The following is a 21,921-nucleotide window of genomic DNA, read 5'->3' on the forward strand; positions in this document are numbered from 1 at the left end:
TCCTGACAAACCGCCCTTCGGGGCGGTTTTCCTATTTCTGCGGCCAGCGTTTCTCCTCTGTCTATACTTTACCCTTTGTGTAATACGAGGAGGTGTAATGCAATTTCTGTCCCGCTTCGACATCATCGCGCTGATGATGACGCCGACATTCTGGATAGGCGCCGCCACGGTTGTCTTTGTGACGCTGCTGGTGTACTGGCTGCTAACGCGCCTGATCGCGTTCGTTAAGAAAGGCATCACCACCTGGGGCGACAAGCACCCGACCACCAACCGGATGCGTTTTATCCTGACCGATATGCTTAACCGCACCAGCCGCTTCCTGCTGTTTGTGGTGGCGCTGCTCTTCAGCCTGCGTTTCGTTGACTTGCCGAATCATCTCTTTGGCACCGTGAGCCACGCCTGGTTCCTGGTTTTCGCCATCCAGGTGGCGCTGTGGATGGATCAGGGGGTGGTGTCGTGGCTTCGTCACGTCATGCTGGCGCCTGGAAGCCATAAAAACCCGGTCACGCTGGTGATCACGGGGCTTATTCTCCGTGCCATCGTCTGGTCAGTGATGCTGCTGTCTATCCTTGCTAACGCGGGCGTCAACATCACTGCTCTGGTTGCCAGCCTTGGGGTAGGGGGTATTGCCATCGCCCTCGCCGTACAAACGATCCTCAGCGACGTGTTTGCCTCGCTCTCTATCGGCTTTGATAAGCCGTTTGAAATTGGCGATTTTGTGGTGTTCAACGACGTGGCGGGGACGGTAGAGCACATTGGCCTGAAAACGACCCGTATCCGCAGCCTGAGCGGGGAGCAGATCGTCTGCGGCAACGCCATTTTGCTTCAGCAGACGCTTCACAACTACAAACGCATGCAGACGCGTCGCATCGTCTTTACCTTTGGCGTTGCCAGCGACACGCCGCCCGATAAGTTGCGCTACGTGGGGGATATGGTCAGGCAGATCATTACCGATGTCGGCGAGACAAAATTCGATCGTGCCCATTTTCTGGGATTCGACCGCGACCGCCTGACGTTCGAAGTCGTCCATATCGTTAATACCGCGGATTACAACAAATACATGGACATCCAGCAGGAGATCAATATCCGTATTCTTGAAGGGCTGAACGCCCAGGAGATTAAGCTGGCGCTGCCCAGCATGGTATTGCACGCGCCGTGGATGCAGGATGAGTCAGGTGAACAGCCGAAGCCGGTAATGGAGAGCTGATGAGAAAAGCCCGCCGGAGCGGCGGGCTTTGATGTTTACGTTAATCGTCTTCCGGGTCGTCCAGCTCAATCGGCGTCTGATACTCATCCGGCTTGATGACCAGCAGGTCGCAGCGCAGATGGTCGATCACCTGTTCGGCGGTATTGCCGAGGAAGGCAGCAGAGATACCGGTCCGGCCAATGGTGCCCAGCACCACAATCCCGGCCTGCAGATGTTCGGCTAGATCCGGGATCACCTCTTCAGGCAGCCCTTTTTCCACGTGCGTCATGTTCTCGTCAATGCTGAACTTCTGGCGCAGCGCTTTCATCGCCAGCAGGTGCTGACCGCGGATCGCGTCGTTATAGACGCTTGGGTCAAATTCCGGCAGCTCAATGGCGATATTGATCGGGGTAACCGGATAGGCGCCCACCAGATGCACTTCGGTATGGTTAACCTGATCGGCAAGCTGGATGGTCTCCTTCACCAGCTTCTCGTTGAGCGAATTGTGATAATCCTCTTCGCTCGCGAGATTCACCGCCACAACGGCTTTCCCGCCTTCAGGCCACGGCTGGTCTTTCACCATCCAGACCGGGCAAGGGCATTTACGCAACAGATGCCAGTCGGTCGGAGTGAAGATTACGGACTCCAGCTTGTCGTGCTGGTGCGCCATCTTCAGCAGCAGGTCGTGCCCACCGGCAACCACTTCCTGGATAATGGCCTCAAAGGGTCGGTTATGCCAGACCACTTTAATATCAATAGGCACTCCCGCTTCCAGGTAATACTTCGCCTGTTCACGGATCCACGCGGTACGCTGGCTGATGACGCCCTGACGCATAGCGGTGCGCTCGTCAGGCGACAGAAGGGTGGTCATCTCATACGAGAAGTCATAGATCGGCAAAAATGCTTTGATTTTGCCACCAATCCGTTGATGTAAATACACAGCACGTCGTAATGCCGGCTGATCGTCCTGATTCGGATCGATAGCTACCAGCATGTTTTGATACTTGGCCATACAGGTCTCCTTACTACTGTCACCACAGTCTGTAATTAAAAGAGTAACCTATATATCCTGAATGAAACAGAGGGGAGCTTTTGCCAGATCAATAATTCATGAAAATTTATCAGAGGAAAAGCACGGTGGATGTCACCGCGATAAACGCAATGAACAGCAGCACCATCACCGCTATCGCAAAGGTCGTGGAATCCTGAACGTAGGTTTTTTCCTCCCCCTTCATCGGACCGACAAGCATGATCCAGATGAATATAAAGGTCACTGAGGCGATCACGACTGAAACGAAAAACAAACTTTCTCTCAATTCATAACCTCAACGACAACCTTTCAGGCGCTGTGTGGGGACGTGCTACGGTGAAAATGTCTTAAAGCGGAAGCGATGATACCAGACCAATAAATCACGTGAATTTATCAGTCTGGTTATCAACATGCGGAGAGTTACGCCACGTTGCGGGCGTGTCCGGCAAGAACGGCCAGCGCTTCGCCGTTTTCGATAGTGATGTATTTACCCTTAACGGCCAGCATTCCGCTCTTCTGGAAACGACCCAGCAGACGGCTGATGGTCTCAACGGTCAGGCCCAGGTAGTTACCGATATCGCCACGGGTCATGGTCAGACGGAACTCACGCGGCGAGAAACCGCGCTCGGCGAAGCGGCGGGAGAGGTTGTAGATAAACGCGGCCAGGCGCTCTTCTGCATTCTTTTTGGAAAGCAGCAGAATCATGTCCTGATCGCCTTTGATCTCACCGCTCATCAGACGCATCATCTGCTGACGCAGGTTAGGCATCTTACCGGACAGATCGTCCAGGGTTTCAAACGGAATTTCGCAAACCATTGAGGTTTCGAGTGCCTGAGCAAAGCTCGGGTGGTGACCAGTGCCGATGGCATCAAAGCCCACCAGATCGCCTGCCAGGTGGAAGCCGGTGATCTGCTCGTCACCCTGTTCGGTGATGGTGTAGCTCTTGATGGTGCCAGAGCGGATAGCATAGAGCGATTTCAGTTCGTCTCCCGCTTTAAACAGCGTCTGCCCTTTCTGAATCGGCTTTTTGCGCTCGATGATATTATCAAGCTGATCGAGTTCATGCTCATTCAGGGTAAACGGGATACAGAGCTGGCTGATGCTGCAATCCTGGCAATGGATAGCACAACCGCCAGACTGAATGCGTCGTATAATTCGCTTTTCCGGGATCATAGGTTTGCTCAAGCCTTAATTGATATTGGTCAATTTTAACATCTTTTTGGTAAGTACGTAAGCCTGACAAACCCTCAATAAGGACAAGAGACGGCAACGTGTTGCCATCTTCTTGAAATTCCACAGCTTGATTATGGATTTTTAGCCTAACCGGTAGAAAATTAAGCACAAAAAGCCTGGGATTTACAGCAAGAGATACCCTTCGTGACGCAGTAACCACTCCTTGCGCTGCACGCCGCCGGCATAGCCGGTCATGGTGCCGTTACGGCCAATGACCCGATGGCAGGGCACCACAATGCTGACCGGATTAGAGCCATTGGCGGCACCCACCGCGCGTGCGGCGCCTGCGCGGCCTAGCTGCTCCGCGAGCTGGCCGTAATGCATGACCTGCCCGCACGGAATCGACCGCAGCGCCTGCCACACTTCGCGCTGAAAAGGGGTACCTGCCGTGGCGGTTGGCAGAGTGTCAATGATGCTGAGATCGCCTTCAAAATACGCCGCCAGCTTGTCGCTCAGCCCGCCCGGGTTGGTGGCGCTGATGCGTTCATAACCCTGTGCGCGGTAATGAATATCAAGCAGTTCCTCCATGCGGTCGCTGTGCTCTTCCCACTCAACGGCGCGCAGGCAGAACTGCTCGTCCGCGATCACCCACAGCGGCCCGAGCGGCGTCGCAATTTTATCTTCGAGTAATCTCAGCATTTTCAATCCTTTAATTTAGCCTCGGGTATATCCCCGGCCCAATCGGCAGGCCGACAAGATACCATGCCACCAGCATCACCAGCCATACCCCTAAAAAGATAAGCGGGTAGGGTAAAACCAGCGAATAGTAGGTACCCAGTCTGGCCTCGGGCTTATAGCGCTGCAGGAAGCCTAAAAACAGCGGAACGAAAGGTGAGACGGGCGCCAGCGGGATCACCGAGGAGTCCGCGATGCGGAACAGGATCTGGGCAAACGCCGGGTGGAACCCGAGCATCATAAACATCGGCACGAAGATCGGCGCCAGAATTGACCAGATGGCGGAGCCGCTGGCAATAAACATGCACAGCAGGGATGACAGCAGCGCCAGCCCGACAAATGCCGGTACGCCGCTTAATCCGGCAGCCTCCAGCGCGTCGGTCAGGCCCACGGCCATAAACTTGCCCATGTTGCTCCAGTTAAACATCGCCACGAACTGCGCCAGCGGGAATACCATCACGATAAAGCCCGCCATCTCTTTCATCGGCTCGATCATCAGCTGCGGCAGATCGCCCTGACGGCGGATTTTGCCGGTAGCGATACCGTAGGCGAGCGAAACGACAAAGAAGAAGAGAATAATCAGCGGCACGATGCCCTGAATAAACGGCGACGGCAGGACGGTATGCTTAACCGGATCGCGCAGTATGCCGTTTTCCGGCACCACCATCAGCGCCACCAGCGCGATAAACGCCAGCGAGACCAGCCCGGCCACGCGCAGGCCGAAGCGCTGCTCTTTGCTCAGCGTCTCCAGCTTTTCATCGCTACGGCCTTCCCATTTGCCCAGACGCGGCTCGACGATCTTATCGGTAATCAGCCCGCCGACAATCGTCAGGACAATCACCGAGCTTGCCATAAAGTACCAGTTGTCGATCACGCTGACGTGCATGGCCGCATCAATGGTTTTCGCCGCCTCCGTGCTGATGCCCGAGAGCAGCACGTCGGTGGTGACGATCAGCAGGTTGGCGGTAAACCCGCAGCCCACGCCCGCAATGGCCGACAGCAGACCCGCCACGGGATGGCGCCCGACGGCGAGGAAGATCAGCGCCCCCATCGGCGGCATAATCACCAGCGCGGCATCGGATGAAATGTGGCTAAAGAAGGCGATAAACAGCACCATGTAGCTGGCGTAGCGCGCGCTGACGTGGGACGCCATTTTTACCATCAGTGCGGGTAACAAGCCCACGCGTTCAGCCAGCCCGGCGCCCAGCACCAGCGCCAGAATGGCCCCCAGCGGAGCGAAACCGCTGAAGTTTTTGATCACGTTCGGTAAAAACCAGTGCAGCCCGTCAACGCTGAGCAGGTTTTTCACCGCCACCAGGCTGCCGTCTGCCGGGCTGCGCACGCTGACGTCAAAGGCCGAGAGCACGGCGGTGGCAACCATCAAAATCACAATCAGATAGATAAACAGCAGGAAAGGGTGCGGCACTTTATTGCCGATCCTTTCAACCCAGCCATAGAGCTTACCGGATGGGGAATGCGAAGGTATGGATGACATACTCATGGGCGTTCCTCGGGAGTGTTGTGTTGTTGTGTTGTGTTTTTTTATTTTAAAGGTGACGGTGTCACGCCCGGTGGGATCGGACACGCGTACGGTTTTTCTTCTATTTGTTGTTCGAACTCTTCACGGCATGTTTTCAGCAGGTCTGCATCCTGCAGCAGATTGAGTGCAGTTGCGCCCATCACTTTCCCGGCCAGCAGCATGCCTTTATGGGCGATGGAGGTTCGTCCTTGCGCCACCAGTTGCCAGGTGTGCAGTGGCGTGCCGACGGTAAAGCAGGGGCTGAAGCACTGGGCGACCGGCACTTTCCAGCTGACGTCACCCACGTCTGTTGAACCCGCCAGCACGTTATCGGTGATGGCATAGGGCGCGACTTCATCCACCAGCAGCGTCTCCTGATGGCGGCGGGCAAAGGCTTTGCCTGCTTCTCCCCCCGTGGCGGCAATGTTTTTCAGGCTGTTCTGCAGATCGTTTGGCGTCAGCGTGGCGCGGATTTCGCGGGCAAAGTCGCGCTCTTCATCGGTCCACTCCGGCGTGCCGTAGTGCTGCAATGCGCGGTACATCGCAGCCTCAAGCGTGCGGTTCGGCAGGTAGCTGGAGCAGGCTTTATCAAAGCGGCATTCGACGGTGGTTTCGGTCATCATTGCCGCGCCCTGGGCAATTTTTTCGATGCGTTGGTAGATCTGCTGCGCGTCGGCCATCTCCGGGGCGCGGATCAGGTACAGCACTTCAGCCTGCGCCTGCACCACGTTGGGCGAAATCCCGCCGGTGTCGGTGATGGCGTAATGGACGCGCGCTTTCTCTATGATGTGCTCGTTAAGGAAGTTGGTGCCGGTAGTCATCAGCGTCACGGCGTCCAGCGCGCTGCGCCCTAAATGGGGCGAGTTGGCCGCATGCGCCGCCACGCCGTGAAAACGCCAGGCCGCCTGAATGTTGGCGAGCGTGCTGACGTTAAACATCCCGGCAAAGGCCTCCGGGTGCCAGGTGACGGCGGCATCAACGTCATCAAACAGACCTTCACGTACCATAAAGGTTTTCCCGGAGCCGCCTTCCTCACCGGGACAGCCGTAAAAACGCACCGTTCCGCTGCCGCCGTGCTGCTCCAGCCAGCTTTTTACCGCCACCGCGCCCGCAAGCGCCGCGGTACCCAGCAGGTTATGCCCGCAGCCGTGGCCGTTCGCCCCCGGCGTGGTGGATTGAGCCGTCGCGCAGTGCGCCTGCTGGCTTAGCCCGGCCAGTGCGTCGTACTCGCCCAGCAGAGCGATAACCGGTTTTCCGCTGCCGAAGCTGGCGATAAAGGCATTTGGGATACCGCCTGCCTCGCGGGTCAGCGTAAAGCCCTCGGCTTCCAGCTCGTCAGCGAGCCGTCTGGAGGACCAGACCTCTTCAAAGCGGGTTTCGGGATGATCCCAAATCGCGTCGGCAATATCCGTTAGCGTCTGACATCGCGTGTCGATGGCATCGGCAATAAAAGCGTAGTTCTCCTGCATTACACACCTCGCGTCCACGGGAAATTGAGCGCAGTTCGCGCCAGCGTTTCAATGGCGACAGCCATGACCTGCTCATCGAAGTCGAATTTTTCGTTGTGATGTCCGGCGCTCAAATCCGTGCCGAACACCATATACGACGCCATGCCGCCGTTCTGCTGCACGCGGGCCATCATCAGCGTGGCGTCTTCAGAGCCTGCTGGCGCTTTCACCTTATCGATTGCGTGCACAATTCCCGATACCTGGCTCGCTTGTTCACGCAGGTAATCAACCCAGGCCGGCGTCGGCGCGCTGGAGGTGGCGGCCCCCATCAGGCGCATCTCCGCGCTCACGCCATAGAGCGTGGCCGCGCCGGTAATGACAGCCTGCGCGCATTCAAAGACATACTGGTTTATTGCTTCGCTTTCGCCGCGGGTTTCAACCTTAATCAGTGCATTTGCGGGCACCACGTTGCGGCCGCTACCCGCCTGCATCACGCCGACGTTGACGCGGGAAGCGCCTTCGCTGTGCGGGGCGATGCTGTGCAGGGCGAGGGCGGCCTGCGCGGCGGCAAGCAGGGCGTTACGTCCATCCTCCGGTTTGCCGCCCGCGTGTGCGGCAACGCCGGTAAAGTTCACGTCAAACTTGGTGGTTGCCATAAAGTTATCGCTGCCGCAGATCGCCGTTCCGGCGGGGACGCCGGTACCAATATGGATGGCGGTAAAATAGTCCACACCGTCCAGCGCCCCGGCGGCGACCATGGCGCGCGCGCCGCGGGTGCCTTCCTCGGCAGGCTGGAAGATCAGCTTGACGGTACCGTTGAGCTGCGCTTCGTTCTGCTTAAGCACCTTTGCCAGCCCCAGGCCAATGGTGGTGTGGCCGTCGTGCGCGCAGGCGTGCATCATTCCCGCGTTGCAGGAGGCAAAACCGTCGCGGAACGGGCGATGGCTGTCGTCGAGCGCTTCGCTTAAATCAAGGGCATCCATGTCGACGCGAAACGCCAGCGTCGGGCCCGGTCGTCCGGTATTCAGGGTCGCCACAATGCCGGTAAATCCGCCTTCAAACGGTGCCAGCCATTTCTCAGGCGCGCCCTGTGACCGCGCACGGGCAAACTCTCGCGAAAGGGTAGCGTCATCGGGCAGCCCCATACGGCTTTCGGCATCTATCACGTCGCGACCCATCACCAGTTCGTAGCCCAGGGAGTCAAGGATTTCCGCAACCTTTGCGGCGGTACGGAACTCTACCCAGCCGGATTCCGCAAAATGGTGAAAATCGCGACGCCATGCGATCAGCTGGGGGGCTAATGTCTGGATGTACTGCGCCAGTGTGTCCATATCTGTTCCTGTCATCATTAAAAAATGTGAACTGCTTCACGCTGTGATAGTTTTTACTTATCACTAACCGTTTTTTCACAGTTTTAACCGTTCAGGAATTACCCTCGCACATCCCTTTCCATTAAAGTAGATGACAGTTTCTTTACTCTGATAAACAACGGTTATCGGTTGGGCTATGTCATTTCAGATTAAATTTCATCAAATCCGGGCGTTTGTTGAAGTGGCGCGTCAGGGCAGCATTCGCGGTGCCAGCCGGACGCTGAATCTCTCGCAGCCGGCGCTGACCAAATCCATCAAAGAGCTGGAGGAGGGCATGGCGGCGCAGCTTTTTGTTCGCCGGAGTAAAGGCGTTGCGCTGACCGAGTGCGGGGAAGGGTTTTACCAGCGCGCCAGGCTGATTCTGGAAGAGCTGCGTGCGGCGCAGGATGACATTCGCCAGCGGCAGGGGGATCTGGCCGGGCAGATCAATATCGGGATGGGGGCCAGCGTGTCACGCAGCCTCATGCCCGCCGTCATCACCCGTTTTCACGCCCAGCACCCGCAGGTTAAAGTGCGAATTATGGAAGGGCAGCTGGTGTCGATGATCAATGAATTACGCCAGGGCGAACTGGACTTCACCATCAACACCTATTATCAGGGGCCTTACGACCATGAGTTTACGTTTGAAAAACTCTTCGAAAAACCGTTTGCGGTATTTTGCCGGGAAGGGCATCCGGCGACAGGGGCAACATCCATTAACGATCTGCTGCATTATAACTGGACAATGCCAACGCCGCGGGGAAGTTATTATAAGCAATTAGAAGATCTATTTAGCCACCGCTCGCAAATACCGCGGATTGGCGTAGTGTGCGAAACCTTTTCTTCCTGCATTAGCCTTGTTGCGCAAAGTGATTTTTTAAGTATCCTTCCGCAGGAGTTAGGCTGTGATCCGCTGCTGGCGCACCGTCTGGTCATTCTGCCGGTTGCCGAGTCGCTTCCAAAAGCCGCATATTATTTAATTCAGCGCCGGGATTCTCGTCAAACTCCGCTTGCCGAATCATTAATTACGCAATTCAGAAGGGAAGCGAGAAAAATAGTTTCAGGGTGAAAGTCGCATAATAAAAAAACAGAGTCTGCCCGACATCAGACAGACCCTATAGTACACACAGCAGTGCGTCCTTTCGCAAGTCCTGGGTATTATATCCATGAGGCAGGTAAATTTAGTTATAACACCTTTCCCGAAAAATGAAAGGAAGGTGAATGACTGATTTCACGAAAATTTAACGCAAATCACCTATTTTACCGTTGCTGGGGTTTTAGTTAAGTCAGGTTTAAGTGCATTTTATAATGACTATATATATTCATCGGGTTAATATTTATCTCGTGCCTCATCTTCTAAGGGTTATTGAGACACCTGTCTGGCGCAGGTATAGTACAAGCCCAGATGTAGCCGGAGGATTTCCATGAACCCTGACGACAAATCCCTTTTTCTTGACGCCATGGAGGATGTCCAGCCCCTGAAACGCTGCACCGATATCCACTGGCAGCAAAGCCGTAATACCCGGGCTCGCCAGGACATCGATACCGAACAGCTCGACAACTTTCTGACCCTGGGTTTCCTTGAGCTATTGCCGCTTGACGAGCCGCTTGCGTTCCAGCGCGAAGGCGTCCAGCAGGGCGTTATTGATAAGCTGCGTTCGGGTAAATACTCCCGACAGGCCAGCTTAAATCTGTTGCGTCAGCCCGCTGAACGCTGCCGCCAGATGCTGTATTCCTTTATTCGCCAGGCCAGTCGTGACGGATTACGTAACCTCATCATCATCCACGGGAAAGGGCGCGAGCAAAATTCGCATCCTAATGTGGTGCGTAGCTATCTGGCACGCTGGTTAACCGAGTTCGAGGAAGTACAGGCGTTCTGCGTGGCGCTGCCGCATCACGGCGGCAGCGGGGCTTGCTATGTTTCCCTGCGAAAATCCGACGACGCGAAGCAGGAGAACTGGGAACGGCACGCCAAGCGCAGCCGTTAGCGGGCGATATCTTCGCCCGCCTGAGGCTTAGAAGGTTTCCCAGTTACTGTCGGAGGTGGCGTTAGCAGTTGCCGGACGCAGCAGTTGCGGTGTTTTAACGTTGGCCGGGCGTGGGGCGGTGGCGTTTGCTTTACCGTTCAGACGAAACGCGGCCACGGCCTGACGCAGCTGTTCGGACTGATCTTCCAGCGCCGCTGCCGCCGTGGCGGACTGCTGCACCAGCGCGGCGTTTTGCTGCGTCACGCTGTCCATCTGCGACACGGCCAGGCTCACCTGCTCAATTCCGCGGCTCTGCTCATCCGATGCGGACGAAATCTCGCCCATGATATCGGTGACGCGGGTGACGGCGGCGACAATCTCCTTCATAGTCGCGCCCGCTTCGCTGACCTGCTCAGAACCGGTGTTCACCCGGCTGACGGAGTTCTCAATAAGCCCTTTGATCTCTTTCGCCGCCTGCGCGCTGCGGCTGGCCAGCGTACGAACTTCACCGGCGACAACCGCAAACCCGCGGCCTTGCTCGCCTGCGCGTGCGGCTTCCACCGCGGCGTTAAGCGCCAGAATGTTGGTCTGGAACGCAATGCTGTCAATCACGCCGGTAATATGAGCGATTTGCTGCGAACTGTCGGCAATTTCGTTCATGGTGCGCACCACGTTATCCACGACGTGGCCGCCGCGAGCCGCTGTTTCAGAGGCATTCTTCGCCAGCAGCGTCGCCTGACGGGCGTTATCGGAGTTCTGTTTAACCGTTGCGGTCAGCTCTTCCATGCTGGCGGCTGTCTCTTCGAGCGAGGAGGCCTGCTCTTCGGTGCGGGCGGAGAGATCGTTGCTCCCTGCGGCAATTTCACCCGCGCCGGTGTAGATGGAGTCGGTGCTGCCGCGTACGGCGCTGACGGTCGTCACCAGCGACTGCTGCATCTCGTGCAGGCCAGCCGCCAGTTGGCCCATCTCATTGCGGCCAGAGAGGGTGATATCCTGCGTCAGATCGCCTCCCGCAATGGCGCGAATATGGTTCATGATGGCGTTGAGCGGTTTTAACAGCAGGTGCTGTAAACCCTGCCAGATCACCACCAGCACGGCGATAACGGCCAGGAAAATGGCTGCCAGCGTCCACTGCATCTGCGTGAAGCTGCTTTGGTTCTCTTCGGTTGCCGCCTTCAGCAGCGTGTTGTTCTCGGCGCGCCAGCGGTTATAGACCGCTTCCATGTCGTCCTGGGCCTGCTGAGCGTCCAGATCGCCATAGGCCTGGTAGTTGTCGGCACGCAGATACTCAATCGACAAACGCATCACCTCGTGCATCTGATTCCATGACTTCTGCATCTCGTCGGTTAACGCCGCATTCTGGCCGTTAACCTGCGGCATTTTCTGCCATTCTTTGTTATAGGCTTCAGCTTTAGCCAGCGAGTCGCCTGCGGTGCCGAGCAGTTTGTTAATCGCGGCAAGGGATGCCGGGTCGCGCTGGTTCTTCAGGTAGCGGATTGCCACGCGGGTGACGGTAACGCGCGTTTTCACCAGCGTGTTCACGCTGTCGCTCAGGCTTTCCTGCTGGGCATTCAGCACGCCGGAGTTCTGGAAGTTATGGCGATCGTTGCTGACGGCAGAGTAGAACAACCCTCCCGTGACAACTTGCAGCAGACAGAATATGGTGAGGGCAAAGATAATTCCGGTAATCACGTGCAGATTTTTCAGCATAGCGGTCGTCCGTTAGAAAAGATGCAGAGGTACACCCATACTATCGTCGTATAGAATTTAAACTTTAATTTAACTCGCGCTTAACTTAGGGCTTCGGTCAGGAACCTGTTGTAAATCCGGATCATTTTATGAGGAAGGTTAACATGAGCAGCATTGATAAAAGCGGGACGTACGCGCTCGGAACGCGAACGGTGAAACGACTGGGCTACGGGGCAATGCAGCTTGCCGGGCCGGGCGTATTTGGCCCGCCGAAGGATAAACAGGCCGCGCTGGACGTGCTGCGCGAAGCCGTGGCGGCGGGTGTGAATCATATCGATACCAGCGATTTTTACGGCCCGCATGTGACGAACCAGCTGATCCGCGAGGCGCTTCATCCTTACCGGGACGATCTCACCCTCGTCACTAAGATCGGTGCCCGTCGCGATGACAAAGGGGCCTGGCTGCCGGCCTTTTCCGCGCAGGAGCTGACCCAGGCGGTGCATGACAACCTGCGCAACCTGAAGCTGGACGTGCTGGACGTGGTGAACCTGCGGATCATGTTTAGCGCACACGGCCCGGCAGAAGGATCGATTGCTGAACCGCTTTCCACCCTCGCAGAATTACAGCAGCAGGGGCTGGTACGCCACATTGGTCTGAGCAACGTCACGGCCACGCAGGTGGCGGAAGCGCGGAAGATGGTGCAGGTCGTCTGCGTGCAGAACATGTACAACATTGTGAACCGCGGCGACGATGCGCTGGTGGATTTACTGGCGCAGCAGGGGATTGCGTATGTGCCGTTCTTCCCGTTGGGAGGCTTCACGCCACTGCAGTCCACCGGCCTGCAGGCCGTCGCGGATTCCCTGGGCGCAACGGCGATGCAGGTTGCGCTGGCATGGCTGCTGCAACGGTCGCCGAACATCCTGCTGATCCCCGGCACGTCATCCGTGGCGCATCTGCGGCAAAACCTCGCGGCGGGAGAGGTGCAATTGCCGCCTGAAGCACTTGAAAAACTGAATGCGCTGATGGGTTAATCACAGCATGGGCAAAGCCGGAAGGACACTTCCAGGCTTTGCCTGCTCAGACTCCGCATTGACTTTTTTGTCTGTGAAGCGCTAACGCTTCTGCCACAATTTCCTGCTTGCTTTTTCGCGTCTCAAAGGCGGTGATTCTGATGTATTCCATCAGGTCAGGCTCAATGCGGGCGCTCAACATCCTGAGATCGGCCTCCTTTGCTAAACCGCGGGCAACTCGCTTGTCGGGATAGTCACGGGCTGGCATAGAAAACGTCCTCCAAAAGTCTTGATAATTCGTGCCCTAAAATATGCGTTATTCTGATGTTTAAGTCAATTAATAGTGTTTCTATAGTGATTTAATTATCTTTTTTTCACATGAAGTGATTTTAAAGTGTTTGTTAGTGACTTTTTTATGACTTTTGGTTGGCCCATCTGCGATCGCCAGCAGGAGAGGTTGCTAAATTAAATCCGCTCAAACTTCAACGCGTTTGCGGTCTTTGTCGGAAATGACCTTGATCCTGTGCCGTAATCCGTAATACTGTGTTTATATACAGTATCTGGCGGGAAAGGCATTTATGGACACTCTCTTTTCTTATCAACCAAAGCAACTTATTGAATTACCTTTATATCTTGAGCGTGTTGCCTGTGGCTTTCCAAGCCCTGCGCAGGATTATGTGGAGGATCGTCTCGATCTTAACCGGCTGGCGGTCAGGCACCCCAGTGCGACCTACTTTATCAAAGTGAGCGGGGACTCCATGATCGGCGCAGGGATTAGCGACGGCGATCTGCTGGTGGTAGACCGCTCGTTAAATGCCGAGCACGGAGACATTGTTGTGGCGTCGGTCGGCGGCGAGTTTACGGTGAAAGAGCTACAGACCCGCCCGGTTCTGCGGCTGCTGCCGCGTAATGCCCGCTATCAGCCGATCGCCTTTCAGTCCGAAGAGGAGCTGCAAATCTTCGGTGTCGTCACTCATACGCTCAAAACGCATAAACATGTTCGCGCTGGTTGATGTGAATAGCTTCTATGCCTCCTGCGAGAGGGTGTTTCGCCCCGATCTGGTGGGTAAGCCCATCGTGGTGGTGTCCAATAACGACGGCTGTATTATTTCGCTGTCGCGGGAGGCAAAGCAGTTCGGCATAAAAATGGGGGAGCCCTATTTTAAATTCAAAGAGAAGGGGTATCCGTCGCGGGTTTACGTCTTTAGCTCCAACTATGCGCTGTATGCCGATCTCAGCAGCCGGGTGATGCAGACGCTGACCGATCTCGCGCCGGCCATTGAGATCTACTCCATCGATGAAGCATTTGTGAACGTTTCGGGTGTCAGCAACTGCATCTCGCTGGAAGCATTCGGTCATCAGATGCGTACGCAGGTCTTTAAAAACACAGGCTTAAGTGTGGGCGTCGGGATTGCGCCGACTAAAACGCTGGCGAAGCTGGCCAACTATGCGGCGAAGCGGTGGTCAGCCACCGGTGGCGTGGTCGATCTCTCGGATCGTGGACGGCAGCGTAAGCTGCTGGCAAAGGTTCCGGTGGAGGAGGTGTGGGGCGTAGGACGACGTATCACGAAAAAGCTTAACGCGATGGGGATAACCACGGCGCTGGAGCTGGCGGAAGCGTCATCCTGGGTCATCCGCAAACATTTTAACGTGGTAATGGAGCGCACGGCGCGCGAGCTTCGAGGTGAGACCTGCCTCGATCTGGAAGAGTTTACTCCCACGAAGCAGCAAATTATCTGTAGTCGTTCGTTTGGACACCGTATTACGCAGTACGAGGAGATGCATCAGGCCATTTGCGCCTATGCAGAACGTGCTGCGGAAAAACTGCGTGGCGAGCATCAGTATTGCCGCTTTATCAGCGTGTTTGTGCGCACCAGCCCGCATGCCGACAACGAAATTTATTACGGCAATCAGGCTTCCGTCACCCTGATGACGCCCACCAATGATTCGCGCGATATCATTCGTGCCGCCACTGAGGCGCTGGGTCGTATCTGGCTTGACGGATATCGCTATATGAAAGCGGGGGTGATGCTGGCAGACTTTTTCAGCAGCGGCGTTGCCCAGCTGAATTTGTTTGACGATAACCGCCCGAGCGCCAACAGCGCCGCGCTGATGGAAACCATCGACAGCTTAAATCATTCCGGCAAAGGGAAAATATGGTTTGCCGGGCAGGGGATTGAGAAAGCCTGGGCGATGAAGCGGGAGATGCTGTCACCGGCCTATACGACGCGGTACGCGGATTTGCCGGTAGCGAGATGAAAAGCGGCTATGTGTGACAAAGAGCCGAAGACGGTTTACGGACGCCGCTCCTGTGCAGCGTCCATAGCATCAGGGTTAAGGGCTTACTCAACCGTTAACGCATCGACAACCTCAGCCACGCTTCTCACGCTGCGGATACTTCCTATCCCCGTGCCGAGCGAGATATAACCTTCATCGGTGTTATCTTCTAGCATGCCCAGGCGCAGGCCCCGCAATCCTCCCATCGCCTTGCCCAGCGCTTCATTGCTTGCGCCAGCTTTATCCATCGCCGCCAGTTTTTCCGCCAGCTTGCCGGGGAGAGAACGATAGTAGTGAGGGACGGTGCGGAAAAGCAGCAGGTCCAGGCCGTTGGCGGCAACAATTTTCTCTTTGACCTCCTGCGGCACGCGGCTTTCTGCGGTACTGATAAAGACCGAACCGGCAAACACGCCTTCCGCACCTAACGCATGCGCCGCTCTGGCGGTGCGGCGATCGGTAATACCGCCCGCCGCCATCACCGGAACATGCTTCACGGCATCGGCAATCAGCGGCACGATGGAAAAGGTACCAAGCGCTGTTGCGGGTAGCGTCCCGCCCTCGTCAAAACCGGTGGCGACGATAATGTCTGCCCCCATTTCTTCAGCCAGAAGGGTGTTCTCCGGCGTGGGATTGATGTCGCGGTAGATAATGGCAATACCCGCCTCTTTTAATTCACTGAACAGCGCAGGAATAATGCTGCCTTCACCATAGCCCGTATACACCACGGCCCTGACGCCTTCCTCTTTTATCACCTTAAGAATTGGCCCGGTCCAGACGTCATTAACGGCGGTGGGGATCAGGTTCACGCCGAAGGGTTTTTCGGTCAGCCGTTTGGTTTTGCGAATTTCTTCCCGCATTTTTTCGGCGGTCTCTTCCGGCGTGGAGACCGCGGTGTCGGCGGTTAAACCGGCATTAGGCCCCAGCACGCCGAGCCCTCCTGCATTGCTGACCGCGGCCACTAAACGGGCATCAGTAAGCCAGGATAACGGTCCCTGAATAACAGGCTTTTCGATCCCCAGGATCTGACAGATACGGTTATTTTTCATAGCAGAACATTCCTCACGTTTGAATGGAGGAGAGTGTAGGGCGGAAGATTGTTAGGAAAAATAGCCAAAAAGATTCATCACTGTTATAAAATAAGTAACAATCCTGACATTCCTGTGACGGCAAAAGAGACAACCAATGCAACTAAATCTCTTTGAATCGATTAGAGTTTTCATTGAAATTGTCGAGTCGGGCAGCCTGACCCAGGCGGCGGAAAATCTGCAGATCCACCGTCCGGCGGTCACCAAAGCGTTACAGCATCTGGAGCAGCACAGCGGCACGCGTTTGCTGCAGAGAACAACGCGGCGGATTAGCCTGACGCCGGACGGCGAGGCGTTTTATCGCCGAAGTAAACCCCTGCTGGCGCAGGCGGACGATTTACTGGAGTCGTTTGGCACTGGCCGGGCAATACACGGTCAGTTGCGGGTGGATATGCCCATCGCTTTTGCGGCGCTGAGGGTCATACCCAACCTGCCGGATTTTTATCGGCAGCATCCTGAAATCGACATCATACTGAGCAGCTCTGACCGCCGTCGGGATATGCTGCGCGATGGCCTGGACTGCGTGCTGCGAGTGGGGGAGCTGGACGATGGTGACTATGTCGCGCGCAAAATCGGGAACATTAAAATCACGACCTGTGCCAGCCCGGCCTGGCTGGCAAAACACGGTACGCCAGAAACGCTGGATGATTTATACAAACATCAGGCCATCAACTGGATTAATAACAACAGCAGAAAAATTCAACCCTGGACGTTTACTACGCCAGAAGGCATTGCGGAAATAACGCTGCCCGGCAAGCTGGTCGTGGATAACTCCGAAGCCTACATCGCGGCGGGCCTGGCCGGGTTAGGGTTAATACAGGGGATGAATCTTTTTCTGCAGCCCTATATTGACCGCGGCCAACTGGTTGAAGTGTTACCGGAGCATCGCTCCCCGGATCGTAAATTGTCGCTTCTCTATCCACACCGCCATCTCTCCCGCAAGGTGCGGGCCTTTACCGAGTGGCTGGAAAGTTTAGTGTAAAACCGCCACCGGAGAGGAGCCCGCCAGTTCATGACACCGCGCGCCAGTCTGTTTCATGGCATTCAGCAGGTGAGGCGTGGGTTCGTTTGCGCAGTTTAGCCGCAGCAGCTGACGGAGGATGAGATCCCCCGGATCCTGAGGAACCGTTTTGCGCTGACTGCTGTGTAATCTGCCGGGGAACGATTGAGCCTCAGCTCACCTTTCTTCTGCGGCTTTGCGCTGAGTCCCCCACTGTAACAGCAGGCTAAACGACGCGGGTAATACGGTCAGCGTTACCAGCGTCGCGACCAGCAGCCCGCCGATAATCGCATAGGCCATTGGCCCCCAGAATACCTGATGAGAGATCGGGATCATGCCCAGAATGGCGGCGCAGGCGGTCAGACAGATGGGTCTGGCCCGATGCTCCGCGGCCGCCACAATCGCGGCATCGTTTGCCATCCCCTGAGCAAGATTACTGTCTACCTCGCTAATCAGTATCACCGCGTTACGCACGATCATCCCCGCCAGGGCGATGACGCCCAGCAGCGCGACAAATCCCATCGGCGTGCCACCGGGCAGCATAGCCAGCACGATCCCCGGTAAACCAAACGGGGCCATCAGAAGCGCCAGCAGCATCCGGGAATATCGGCGCAACTGAAGCATCAGCAGCATCAACATGATGACAAGCGTCACCGGAAGAACGCTAAAAACGGAGCTGTTCCCCTTATCTGATTCGGCAACCGCGCCGCCTTCTTCTATGCTGTAACCGGCAGGCAGCTCCGCGCGCAGCGTGTCGATCGCCGGACGCAGCGCCGCCGATACCGCTTCGGCCCTCAGCCCCGGCGCGAGGTCAGTTTGCACCGTAATAAAAGGCAACCGCTGTCGACGCCAGATGACCGGATCGTCCACGCTCCAGACCAGCGTCGCGACGGCGCTGAGCGGAATTTTTTTACCGTCATTCCCCTGAACGGTCAGCGAGGAGAGGGTGGCGGTGCTGTGACGTTCATTGTCCGTGGCCCGTAGCACCACGTCGACAAGGCGATCGTTATCCCTGACCGAGGTGACAACGCTGCCGGACCAGAGGGTATTCAAGGTGCGGGCGAGAGCTTCTGACGATATTCCTGCCGCCCTGGCCGCCGTCTGATTCACCTGCAGAGTAATGATCCTCTCCGGCTCTCCGGCCGTCTGGTTAACCTCGCGCGACAGCGGCGATTGGCCAATCGCGTCGGCCAGACGGTTCGCAAGCGCCCGGACCTGCAGATAATCAGGCCCGCTCACCCGGTATTTGATTGGCCAGCCGACGGGCGGCCCAAGCTCCAGGGGCGACACGCGCGTGATGATGTCGCTAAACTGCGCCGCCAGCAGCCTGTTCAACTGCCCATGCAGACGATCCCGCGCCTGAAGATCCTTCGCCACCACCACAATCTGGGCGATGTTTTCATTTTCCAGCAGCACGTCCATCGGCAGGTAAAAACGGATGGCTCCTGACCCGACGTACGTCGAGTAGCGCTCGACATTGCTGTTGCCGGCCAGCGCGTGTTCCAGCTTTTCCACCTCTCTTAACGTTTCGGGCTGCGACGCGTTGGCCGGAAGCGTCAGGCTGACCAGCAGTTCAGGCCGGTCCGACGCGGGGAAGAACTCACCCTGCATAAACGTCGTGCCGTACACGGACAGCCCCAGCGCGGAAAGCGCAATCAGCACGGTGGCGAGCCGGTGGCGTAGCGCCAGCCCTAAAAGCCGCCCGTACCCGCGCGCGATCCTCCCAGGGCCTGCCGCGCGATGTCTGACCTTCTCCGGCAGCAGCCACGTGCCCGTCAGCGGCGAAAACAGGATCGCGACAACCCAGGAGCAGAGCAGGGCAATCAGCACTACCGCAAACAGGGAAAAACAATATTCACCGGCGCTGGAGGCCGCAAAACCAACGGGAATAAACCCGGCAATCATCACCAGGGTTCCGGTGAGCATCGGGAAGGCCGTCGTTTTGAATGCATGGGTGGCCGCATGCCGACGGGAATCCCCGGCTTCCAGTCGGGAGACCATCGTTTCGACGGCGATCATGGCGTCATCCACCAGCAGACCCAGCGCAATGATCAGCGCCCCAAGCGAGATACGCTGAAGCCCGATGCTGGCGAGCATCATGCCGGCAAACGTCATGGCGAGCACCAGCGGAATGGCCGCAGCCACCACCAGCCCCGCCCGCAAACCCAGCGAGACAAATGAAACCGCCAGCACGATAACAACAGCTTCAATAAGCACCCGGACAAAACCACTTACCGCGTCACTGACCACCGCCGACTGATCGGCAACTTTCACCATCTCAATACCGTGCGGCAGCCCGGCGCTGAGGACTGTCATTCTGGCGTTCAGCGCGGCGCCAAAACGCAGCATGTTGCCCGTTGGTGCCATTGACACCGCCAGCCCGATGGCCGGTTTGCCGTTTACCCGGTACGTGGGGGCCGGCGGCTCGGCGGCTTCCCGGGTGACGGTGGCGATATCGGTCAGCGGAATATAGCGATTGTTAATGTGCAGCGTGACGGCGCGTAAACTCTCTTCGGACGTGAGCGCCCCGCTGACCTTGATCGCGATGTTCTCCTGCCCGGTACGCATAACGCCAGCCGGGACAACAGCGTTTTGCGCCCGCAGCGCATCGGCGACCGCCTGAATATCCAGTCCCATACCCGCCAGACGGGCCGGAGAAAAGGCGATAACCATCTGATCCTGCTGTTCGCCCAGCAGGGTGGTTTTGCCGATATCTGGCAAGGAGGCGAGCTCACGACGTATTGTCTCAACGCGATCCCGCACTTCCCGTAAGGTGTAGCCGTCGGGAATAAAGCCGTAAATCGTGCCGAACGTATCTTCAAATTCGTCGTTCACGGCCGGGCCCTGAACGCCTTCCGGTAAAGACGGCGCGATGTCCTGCATTTTTTTGCGGATCTGATACCAAATGTCCTGCACCTTTTGCGGCGGGGTATTGTCACGGAGATTCACATGGATAACCACGCTCCCGGCGCGGGTTTCACTTTCGAGATAATCAAGCCAGGGCGTTTCCTGCAGCTTTTTTTCAAGCGTATCGGTCAGCAGACGGGTGGTGTCCGTTACGGACGCGCCCGGCCACTGCGCGGAGACGACCGCCGTTTTAATGGTAAAAACCGGATCTTCATTACGCGGCAGTTTTTCATAGCAGAACACGCCCATCGCCACGATCAGCAGCATGAAGAAACTGACCATCTGCTGATGGTTAAGCGCCCATGCGGACAGGTTAAATTTCGCTTCCGGTTTCGTGTTCATGGCTGAACCTCCCCGGGTACCACCGGCTCTCCGGAACGGAGTTTGCTCACGCCAGCCGTAATCACCCGGTCGCCTGGCTCAAGGCCGGAGGCGATAATCACCGAGGAGGCCGTATAGCAGGCAGGCACCACCGCACGCAGCTGCGCCTGCGAATGCGGGTTAATCACAAACACCGCCGGTCTATCTCCTGTTCGGCTCAGAGCCGATGCGGGAATGACGTAACCTCGCGGGCCAGTCGAGGGCAGGGTGACGGTGACGCTGGCACCCAGCGCTATCGCCGCTGGCGGGTTTATCAGGGTGGCTCTGACGCGCCAGGTGCGGGTCTGAGGATCGGCCTGCGGGGTGATATCCCGCAGCACGGCAGATGCCTGTACCGACGGGTCGCTGAGCAGGGAAACCCGCAATTCCGCCTTATCCAGCGGCGGTATCGCATCGGGCGTGGCGATATCAAACGCTACGTCGCGGGCTTCGCCGGTTGCCAGCGTAAGCACCGTCTGTCCCGCGCTGACAACCTGGCCCGCAGAGGCGCTCACCTCGGTGATCGTGCCGGTTTGTGGAGCGATAAGGCGCGTCCAGCCAAGGCTTTCGCGGGCGTTACGCCACGCGGCCTCGCTGCTTTTTAATCGCGCGCGGGCGACAAGCCAGTCCGCGCGGGCGCTGTCGAGTTGCGTGCGGGCTATTGCGCCCGTCGGCATGAGCTTTTGCATTCGGCTGACGTTAAGCGCGGCAACCTGCGCTGAGGCTGTGGCCCCTTCATAGTCGGCCGTTGCGCTGTCGAGCTGATTTTGTCCGGTGGTATTTTCAAGTGTGGCCAGCAGCTGTCCGGCATTAACCCGATCGCCAATATCAACGCTGCGCGTCAGTATTCGCCCCCCGGTTTGAAAGCTCAGCGTCGTTTCATCGCGGGCATGGATCTCACCGGTCCTTTCCAGCGCGGGGAGGGTTTGGGCTGTACGTACGACGACGTAGCGCACCTTACGCACTGGGGCAGGCTTATTTTCCTGTTTGTCACCGCAGCCGGTGAGCGGAAAAATCACCAGCGCGAGCAGGACCAGAGGGAGAAAATTTACCCAGGAAAGAGTACGCGCCACGCCGTACATATGGTGCAGGCAGTGGCGGAGGGAGAGAACAAATTCGTCTGACATAACGCCGCTCCATAAAGATGAGGACGTTATTAAATGCGCGCTACGTCGAGAAAGATTCG

At 57.0% G+C, this 21,921-nt stretch carries 19 protein-coding genes; 7 read left to right on the forward strand and 12 right to left on the reverse strand.

What is annotated here, in order from left to right; all coding sequences use genetic code 11:
* Positions 1-97: 97 nt before the first annotated feature.
* Complete coding sequence (locus tag IM295_RS21965) at positions 98-1,207, forward strand: mechanosensitive ion channel family protein (RefSeq protein ID WP_192986071.1); 1,110 nt, start codon at positions 98-100, stop codon at positions 1,205-1,207.
* Positions 1,208-1,247: 40 nt separating this feature from the next.
* Here the strand turns inward: IM295_RS21965 and uspE are convergent, their stop codons facing one another.
* The 7 genes from uspE to IM295_RS22000 form a co-directional block, all read right to left on the reverse strand.
* On the reverse strand, positions 1,248-2,198 hold the full coding sequence (uspE, locus tag IM295_RS21970) for a universal stress protein UspE (protein WP_028012944.1): 951 nt from the start codon (positions 2,196-2,198) through the stop codon (positions 1,248-1,250).
* Between the two features lie 109 nt (positions 2,199-2,307).
* Complete coding sequence (locus IM295_RS21975) at positions 2,308-2,460, reverse strand: hypothetical protein (protein ID WP_223824746.1); 153 nt, start codon at positions 2,458-2,460, stop codon at positions 2,308-2,310.
* 176 nt (positions 2,461-2,636) lie between these two features.
* Positions 2,637-3,389, reverse strand: coding sequence for a fumarate/nitrate reduction transcriptional regulator Fnr (gene fnr / locus IM295_RS21980; RefSeq protein ID WP_006174991.1), 753 nt, complete (start codon positions 3,387-3,389; stop codon positions 2,637-2,639).
* A 183-nt stretch (positions 3,390-3,572) separates the two neighbouring features.
* The gene (gene ogt, locus IM295_RS21985) at positions 3,573-4,088 is read right to left on the reverse strand and encodes a methylated-DNA--[protein]-cysteine S-methyltransferase (RefSeq protein WP_028012946.1); all 516 of its coding nucleotides are present in this window, start codon (positions 4,086-4,088) and stop codon (positions 3,573-3,575) included.
* Between the two features lie 10 nt (positions 4,089-4,098).
* Positions 4,099-5,625, reverse strand: coding sequence for a p-aminobenzoyl-glutamate transporter (abgT, locus tag IM295_RS21990; RefSeq protein ID WP_045261473.1), 1,527 nt, complete (start codon positions 5,623-5,625; stop codon positions 4,099-4,101).
* Between the two features lie 41 nt (positions 5,626-5,666).
* Positions 5,667-7,112, reverse strand: a complete 1,446-nt coding sequence (locus IM295_RS21995) for a M20 family metallopeptidase (RefSeq protein ID WP_193067324.1) — start codon at positions 7,110-7,112, stop codon at positions 5,667-5,669.
* Positions 7,112-8,422: a M20 family metallo-hydrolase gene (locus IM295_RS22000; RefSeq protein WP_193067325.1), complete on the reverse strand. Its 1,311-nt coding sequence runs from the start codon at positions 8,420-8,422 to the stop codon at positions 7,112-7,114. The genes IM295_RS21995 and IM295_RS22000 overlap by 1 nt, the downstream gene beginning before the upstream one ends.
* Before the next feature lie 175 nt (positions 8,423-8,597).
* Between IM295_RS22000 and IM295_RS22005 the strand changes: the two genes are divergently transcribed.
* Complete coding sequence (locus IM295_RS22005; protein ID WP_028012950.1) at positions 8,598-9,509, forward strand: LysR family transcriptional regulator; 912 nt, start codon at positions 8,598-8,600, stop codon at positions 9,507-9,509.
* A 355-nt stretch (positions 9,510-9,864) separates the two neighbouring features.
* Entirely contained in the window at positions 9,865-10,428 is a 564-nt protein-coding gene (smrA, locus tag IM295_RS22010) for a DNA endonuclease SmrA (protein ID WP_045630204.1), read from the forward strand.
* A 27-nt stretch (positions 10,429-10,455) separates the two neighbouring features.
* On the opposite strand, the gene IM295_RS22015 is transcribed toward smrA, so the two are convergent.
* Positions 10,456-12,117 carry a methyl-accepting chemotaxis protein gene (locus tag IM295_RS22015; RefSeq protein WP_063153904.1) on the reverse strand — a complete coding sequence of 554 codons (1,662 nt, stop codon included), beginning with the start codon at positions 12,115-12,117 and terminating at the stop codon, positions 10,456-10,458.
* A gap of 143 nt (positions 12,118-12,260) precedes the next feature.
* Between IM295_RS22015 and IM295_RS22020 the strand changes: the two genes are divergently transcribed.
* A complete protein-coding gene (locus IM295_RS22020; protein WP_028012953.1) occupies positions 12,261-13,127 on the forward strand; it encodes an aldo/keto reductase family oxidoreductase in 867 nt (288 codons plus the stop codon).
* 46 nt (positions 13,128-13,173) lie between these two features.
* Here the strand turns inward: IM295_RS22020 and IM295_RS22025 are convergent, their stop codons facing one another.
* Positions 13,174-13,374, reverse strand: coding sequence for a hypothetical protein (locus IM295_RS22025; protein ID WP_028012954.1), 201 nt, complete (start codon positions 13,372-13,374; stop codon positions 13,174-13,176).
* A gap of 310 nt (positions 13,375-13,684) precedes the next feature.
* Between IM295_RS22025 and umuD the strand changes: the two genes are divergently transcribed.
* On the forward strand, positions 13,685-14,119 hold the full coding sequence (gene umuD, locus IM295_RS22030; protein WP_193067326.1) for a translesion error-prone DNA polymerase V autoproteolytic subunit: 435 nt from the start codon (positions 13,685-13,687) through the stop codon (positions 14,117-14,119).
* Positions 14,103-15,365 carry a translesion error-prone DNA polymerase V subunit UmuC gene (gene umuC / locus IM295_RS22035; RefSeq protein ID WP_028012956.1) on the forward strand — a complete coding sequence of 421 codons (1,263 nt, stop codon included), beginning with the start codon at positions 14,103-14,105 and terminating at the stop codon, positions 15,363-15,365. Before umuD ends, umuC begins: the two co-directional genes overlap by 17 nt.
* Before the next feature lie 83 nt (positions 15,366-15,448).
* On the opposite strand, the gene IM295_RS22040 is transcribed toward umuC, so the two are convergent.
* The gene (locus IM295_RS22040; protein ID WP_193067327.1) at positions 15,449-16,429 is read right to left on the reverse strand and encodes a nitronate monooxygenase family protein; all 981 of its coding nucleotides are present in this window, start codon (positions 16,427-16,429) and stop codon (positions 15,449-15,451) included.
* Between the two features lie 136 nt (positions 16,430-16,565).
* Here IM295_RS22040 and IM295_RS22045 point away from each other — a divergent pair, with 136 nt between their 5' ends.
* Positions 16,566-17,450 (forward strand): LysR family transcriptional regulator, encoded by an 885-nt coding sequence (locus IM295_RS22045; protein ID WP_045261464.1) that lies wholly within the window; start codon positions 16,566-16,568, stop codon positions 17,448-17,450.
* A gap of 195 nt (positions 17,451-17,645) precedes the next feature.
* On the opposite strand, the gene IM295_RS22050 is transcribed toward IM295_RS22045, so the two are convergent.
* Positions 17,646-20,717: an efflux RND transporter permease subunit gene (locus tag IM295_RS22050; RefSeq protein WP_193067328.1), complete on the reverse strand. Its 3,072-nt coding sequence runs from the start codon at positions 20,715-20,717 to the stop codon at positions 17,646-17,648.
* Positions 20,714-21,862, reverse strand: a complete 1,149-nt coding sequence (locus IM295_RS22055; protein WP_045261462.1) for an efflux RND transporter periplasmic adaptor subunit — start codon at positions 21,860-21,862, stop codon at positions 20,714-20,716. Before IM295_RS22055 ends, IM295_RS22050 begins: the two co-directional genes overlap by 4 nt.
* Positions 21,863-21,921 lie beyond the last annotated feature (59 nt).

It is taken from the genome of Enterobacter cloacae complex sp. P14RS (genome assembly GCF_014895895.1).
In the GTDB taxonomy this organism is placed as follows: domain Bacteria; phylum Pseudomonadota; class Gammaproteobacteria; order Enterobacterales; family Enterobacteriaceae; genus Enterobacter; species Enterobacter bugandensis.

Coding starts and splice junctions, on each gene's coding strand:
- IM295_RS21965 (WP_192986071.1), top strand. CDS start 98: ATGCAATTTCTGTCCCGCTTCGACATCATCGCGCTGATGATGACGCCG.
- smrA (WP_045630204.1), top strand. CDS start 9,865: ATGAACCCTGACGACAAATCCCTTTTTCTTGACGCCATGGAGGATGTC.
- IM295_RS22050 (WP_193067328.1), bottom strand. CDS start 20,717: ATGAACACGAAACCGGAAGCGAAATTTAACCTGTCCGCATGGGCGCTT.
- umuC (WP_028012956.1), top strand. CDS start 14,103: ATGTTCGCGCTGGTTGATGTGAATAGCTTCTATGCCTCCTGCGAGAGG.
- IM295_RS22005 (WP_028012950.1), top strand. CDS start 8,598: ATGTCATTTCAGATTAAATTTCATCAAATCCGGGCGTTTGTTGAAGTG.
- uspE (WP_028012944.1), bottom strand. CDS start 2,198: ATGGCCAAGTATCAAAACATGCTGGTAGCTATCGATCCGAATCAGGAC.
- IM295_RS22015 (WP_063153904.1), bottom strand. CDS start 12,117: ATGCTGAAAAATCTGCACGTGATTACCGGAATTATCTTTGCCCTCACC.
- IM295_RS22020 (WP_028012953.1), top strand. CDS start 12,261: ATGAGCAGCATTGATAAAAGCGGGACGTACGCGCTCGGAACGCGAACG.
- IM295_RS22045 (WP_045261464.1), top strand. CDS start 16,566: ATGCAACTAAATCTCTTTGAATCGATTAGAGTTTTCATTGAAATTGTC.
- umuD (WP_193067326.1), top strand. CDS start 13,685: ATGGACACTCTCTTTTCTTATCAACCAAAGCAACTTATTGAATTACCT.
- IM295_RS22025 (WP_028012954.1), bottom strand. CDS start 13,374: ATGCCAGCCCGTGACTATCCCGACAAGCGAGTTGCCCGCGGTTTAGCA.
- IM295_RS22055 (WP_045261462.1), bottom strand. CDS start 21,862: ATGTCAGACGAATTTGTTCTCTCCCTCCGCCACTGCCTGCACCATATG.
- abgT (WP_045261473.1), bottom strand. CDS start 5,625: ATGAGTATGTCATCCATACCTTCGCATTCCCCATCCGGTAAGCTCTAT.
- IM295_RS22040 (WP_193067327.1), bottom strand. CDS start 16,429: ATGAAAAATAACCGTATCTGTCAGATCCTGGGGATCGAAAAGCCTGTT.
- ogt (WP_028012946.1), bottom strand. CDS start 4,088: ATGCTGAGATTACTCGAAGATAAAATTGCGACGCCGCTCGGGCCGCTG.
- IM295_RS21995 (WP_193067324.1), bottom strand. CDS start 7,112: ATGCAGGAGAACTACGCTTTTATTGCCGATGCCATCGACACGCGATGT.
- fnr (WP_006174991.1), bottom strand. CDS start 3,389: ATGATCCCGGAAAAGCGAATTATACGACGCATTCAGTCTGGCGGTTGT.
- IM295_RS22000 (WP_193067325.1), bottom strand. CDS start 8,422: ATGGACACACTGGCGCAGTACATCCAGACATTAGCCCCCCAGCTGATC.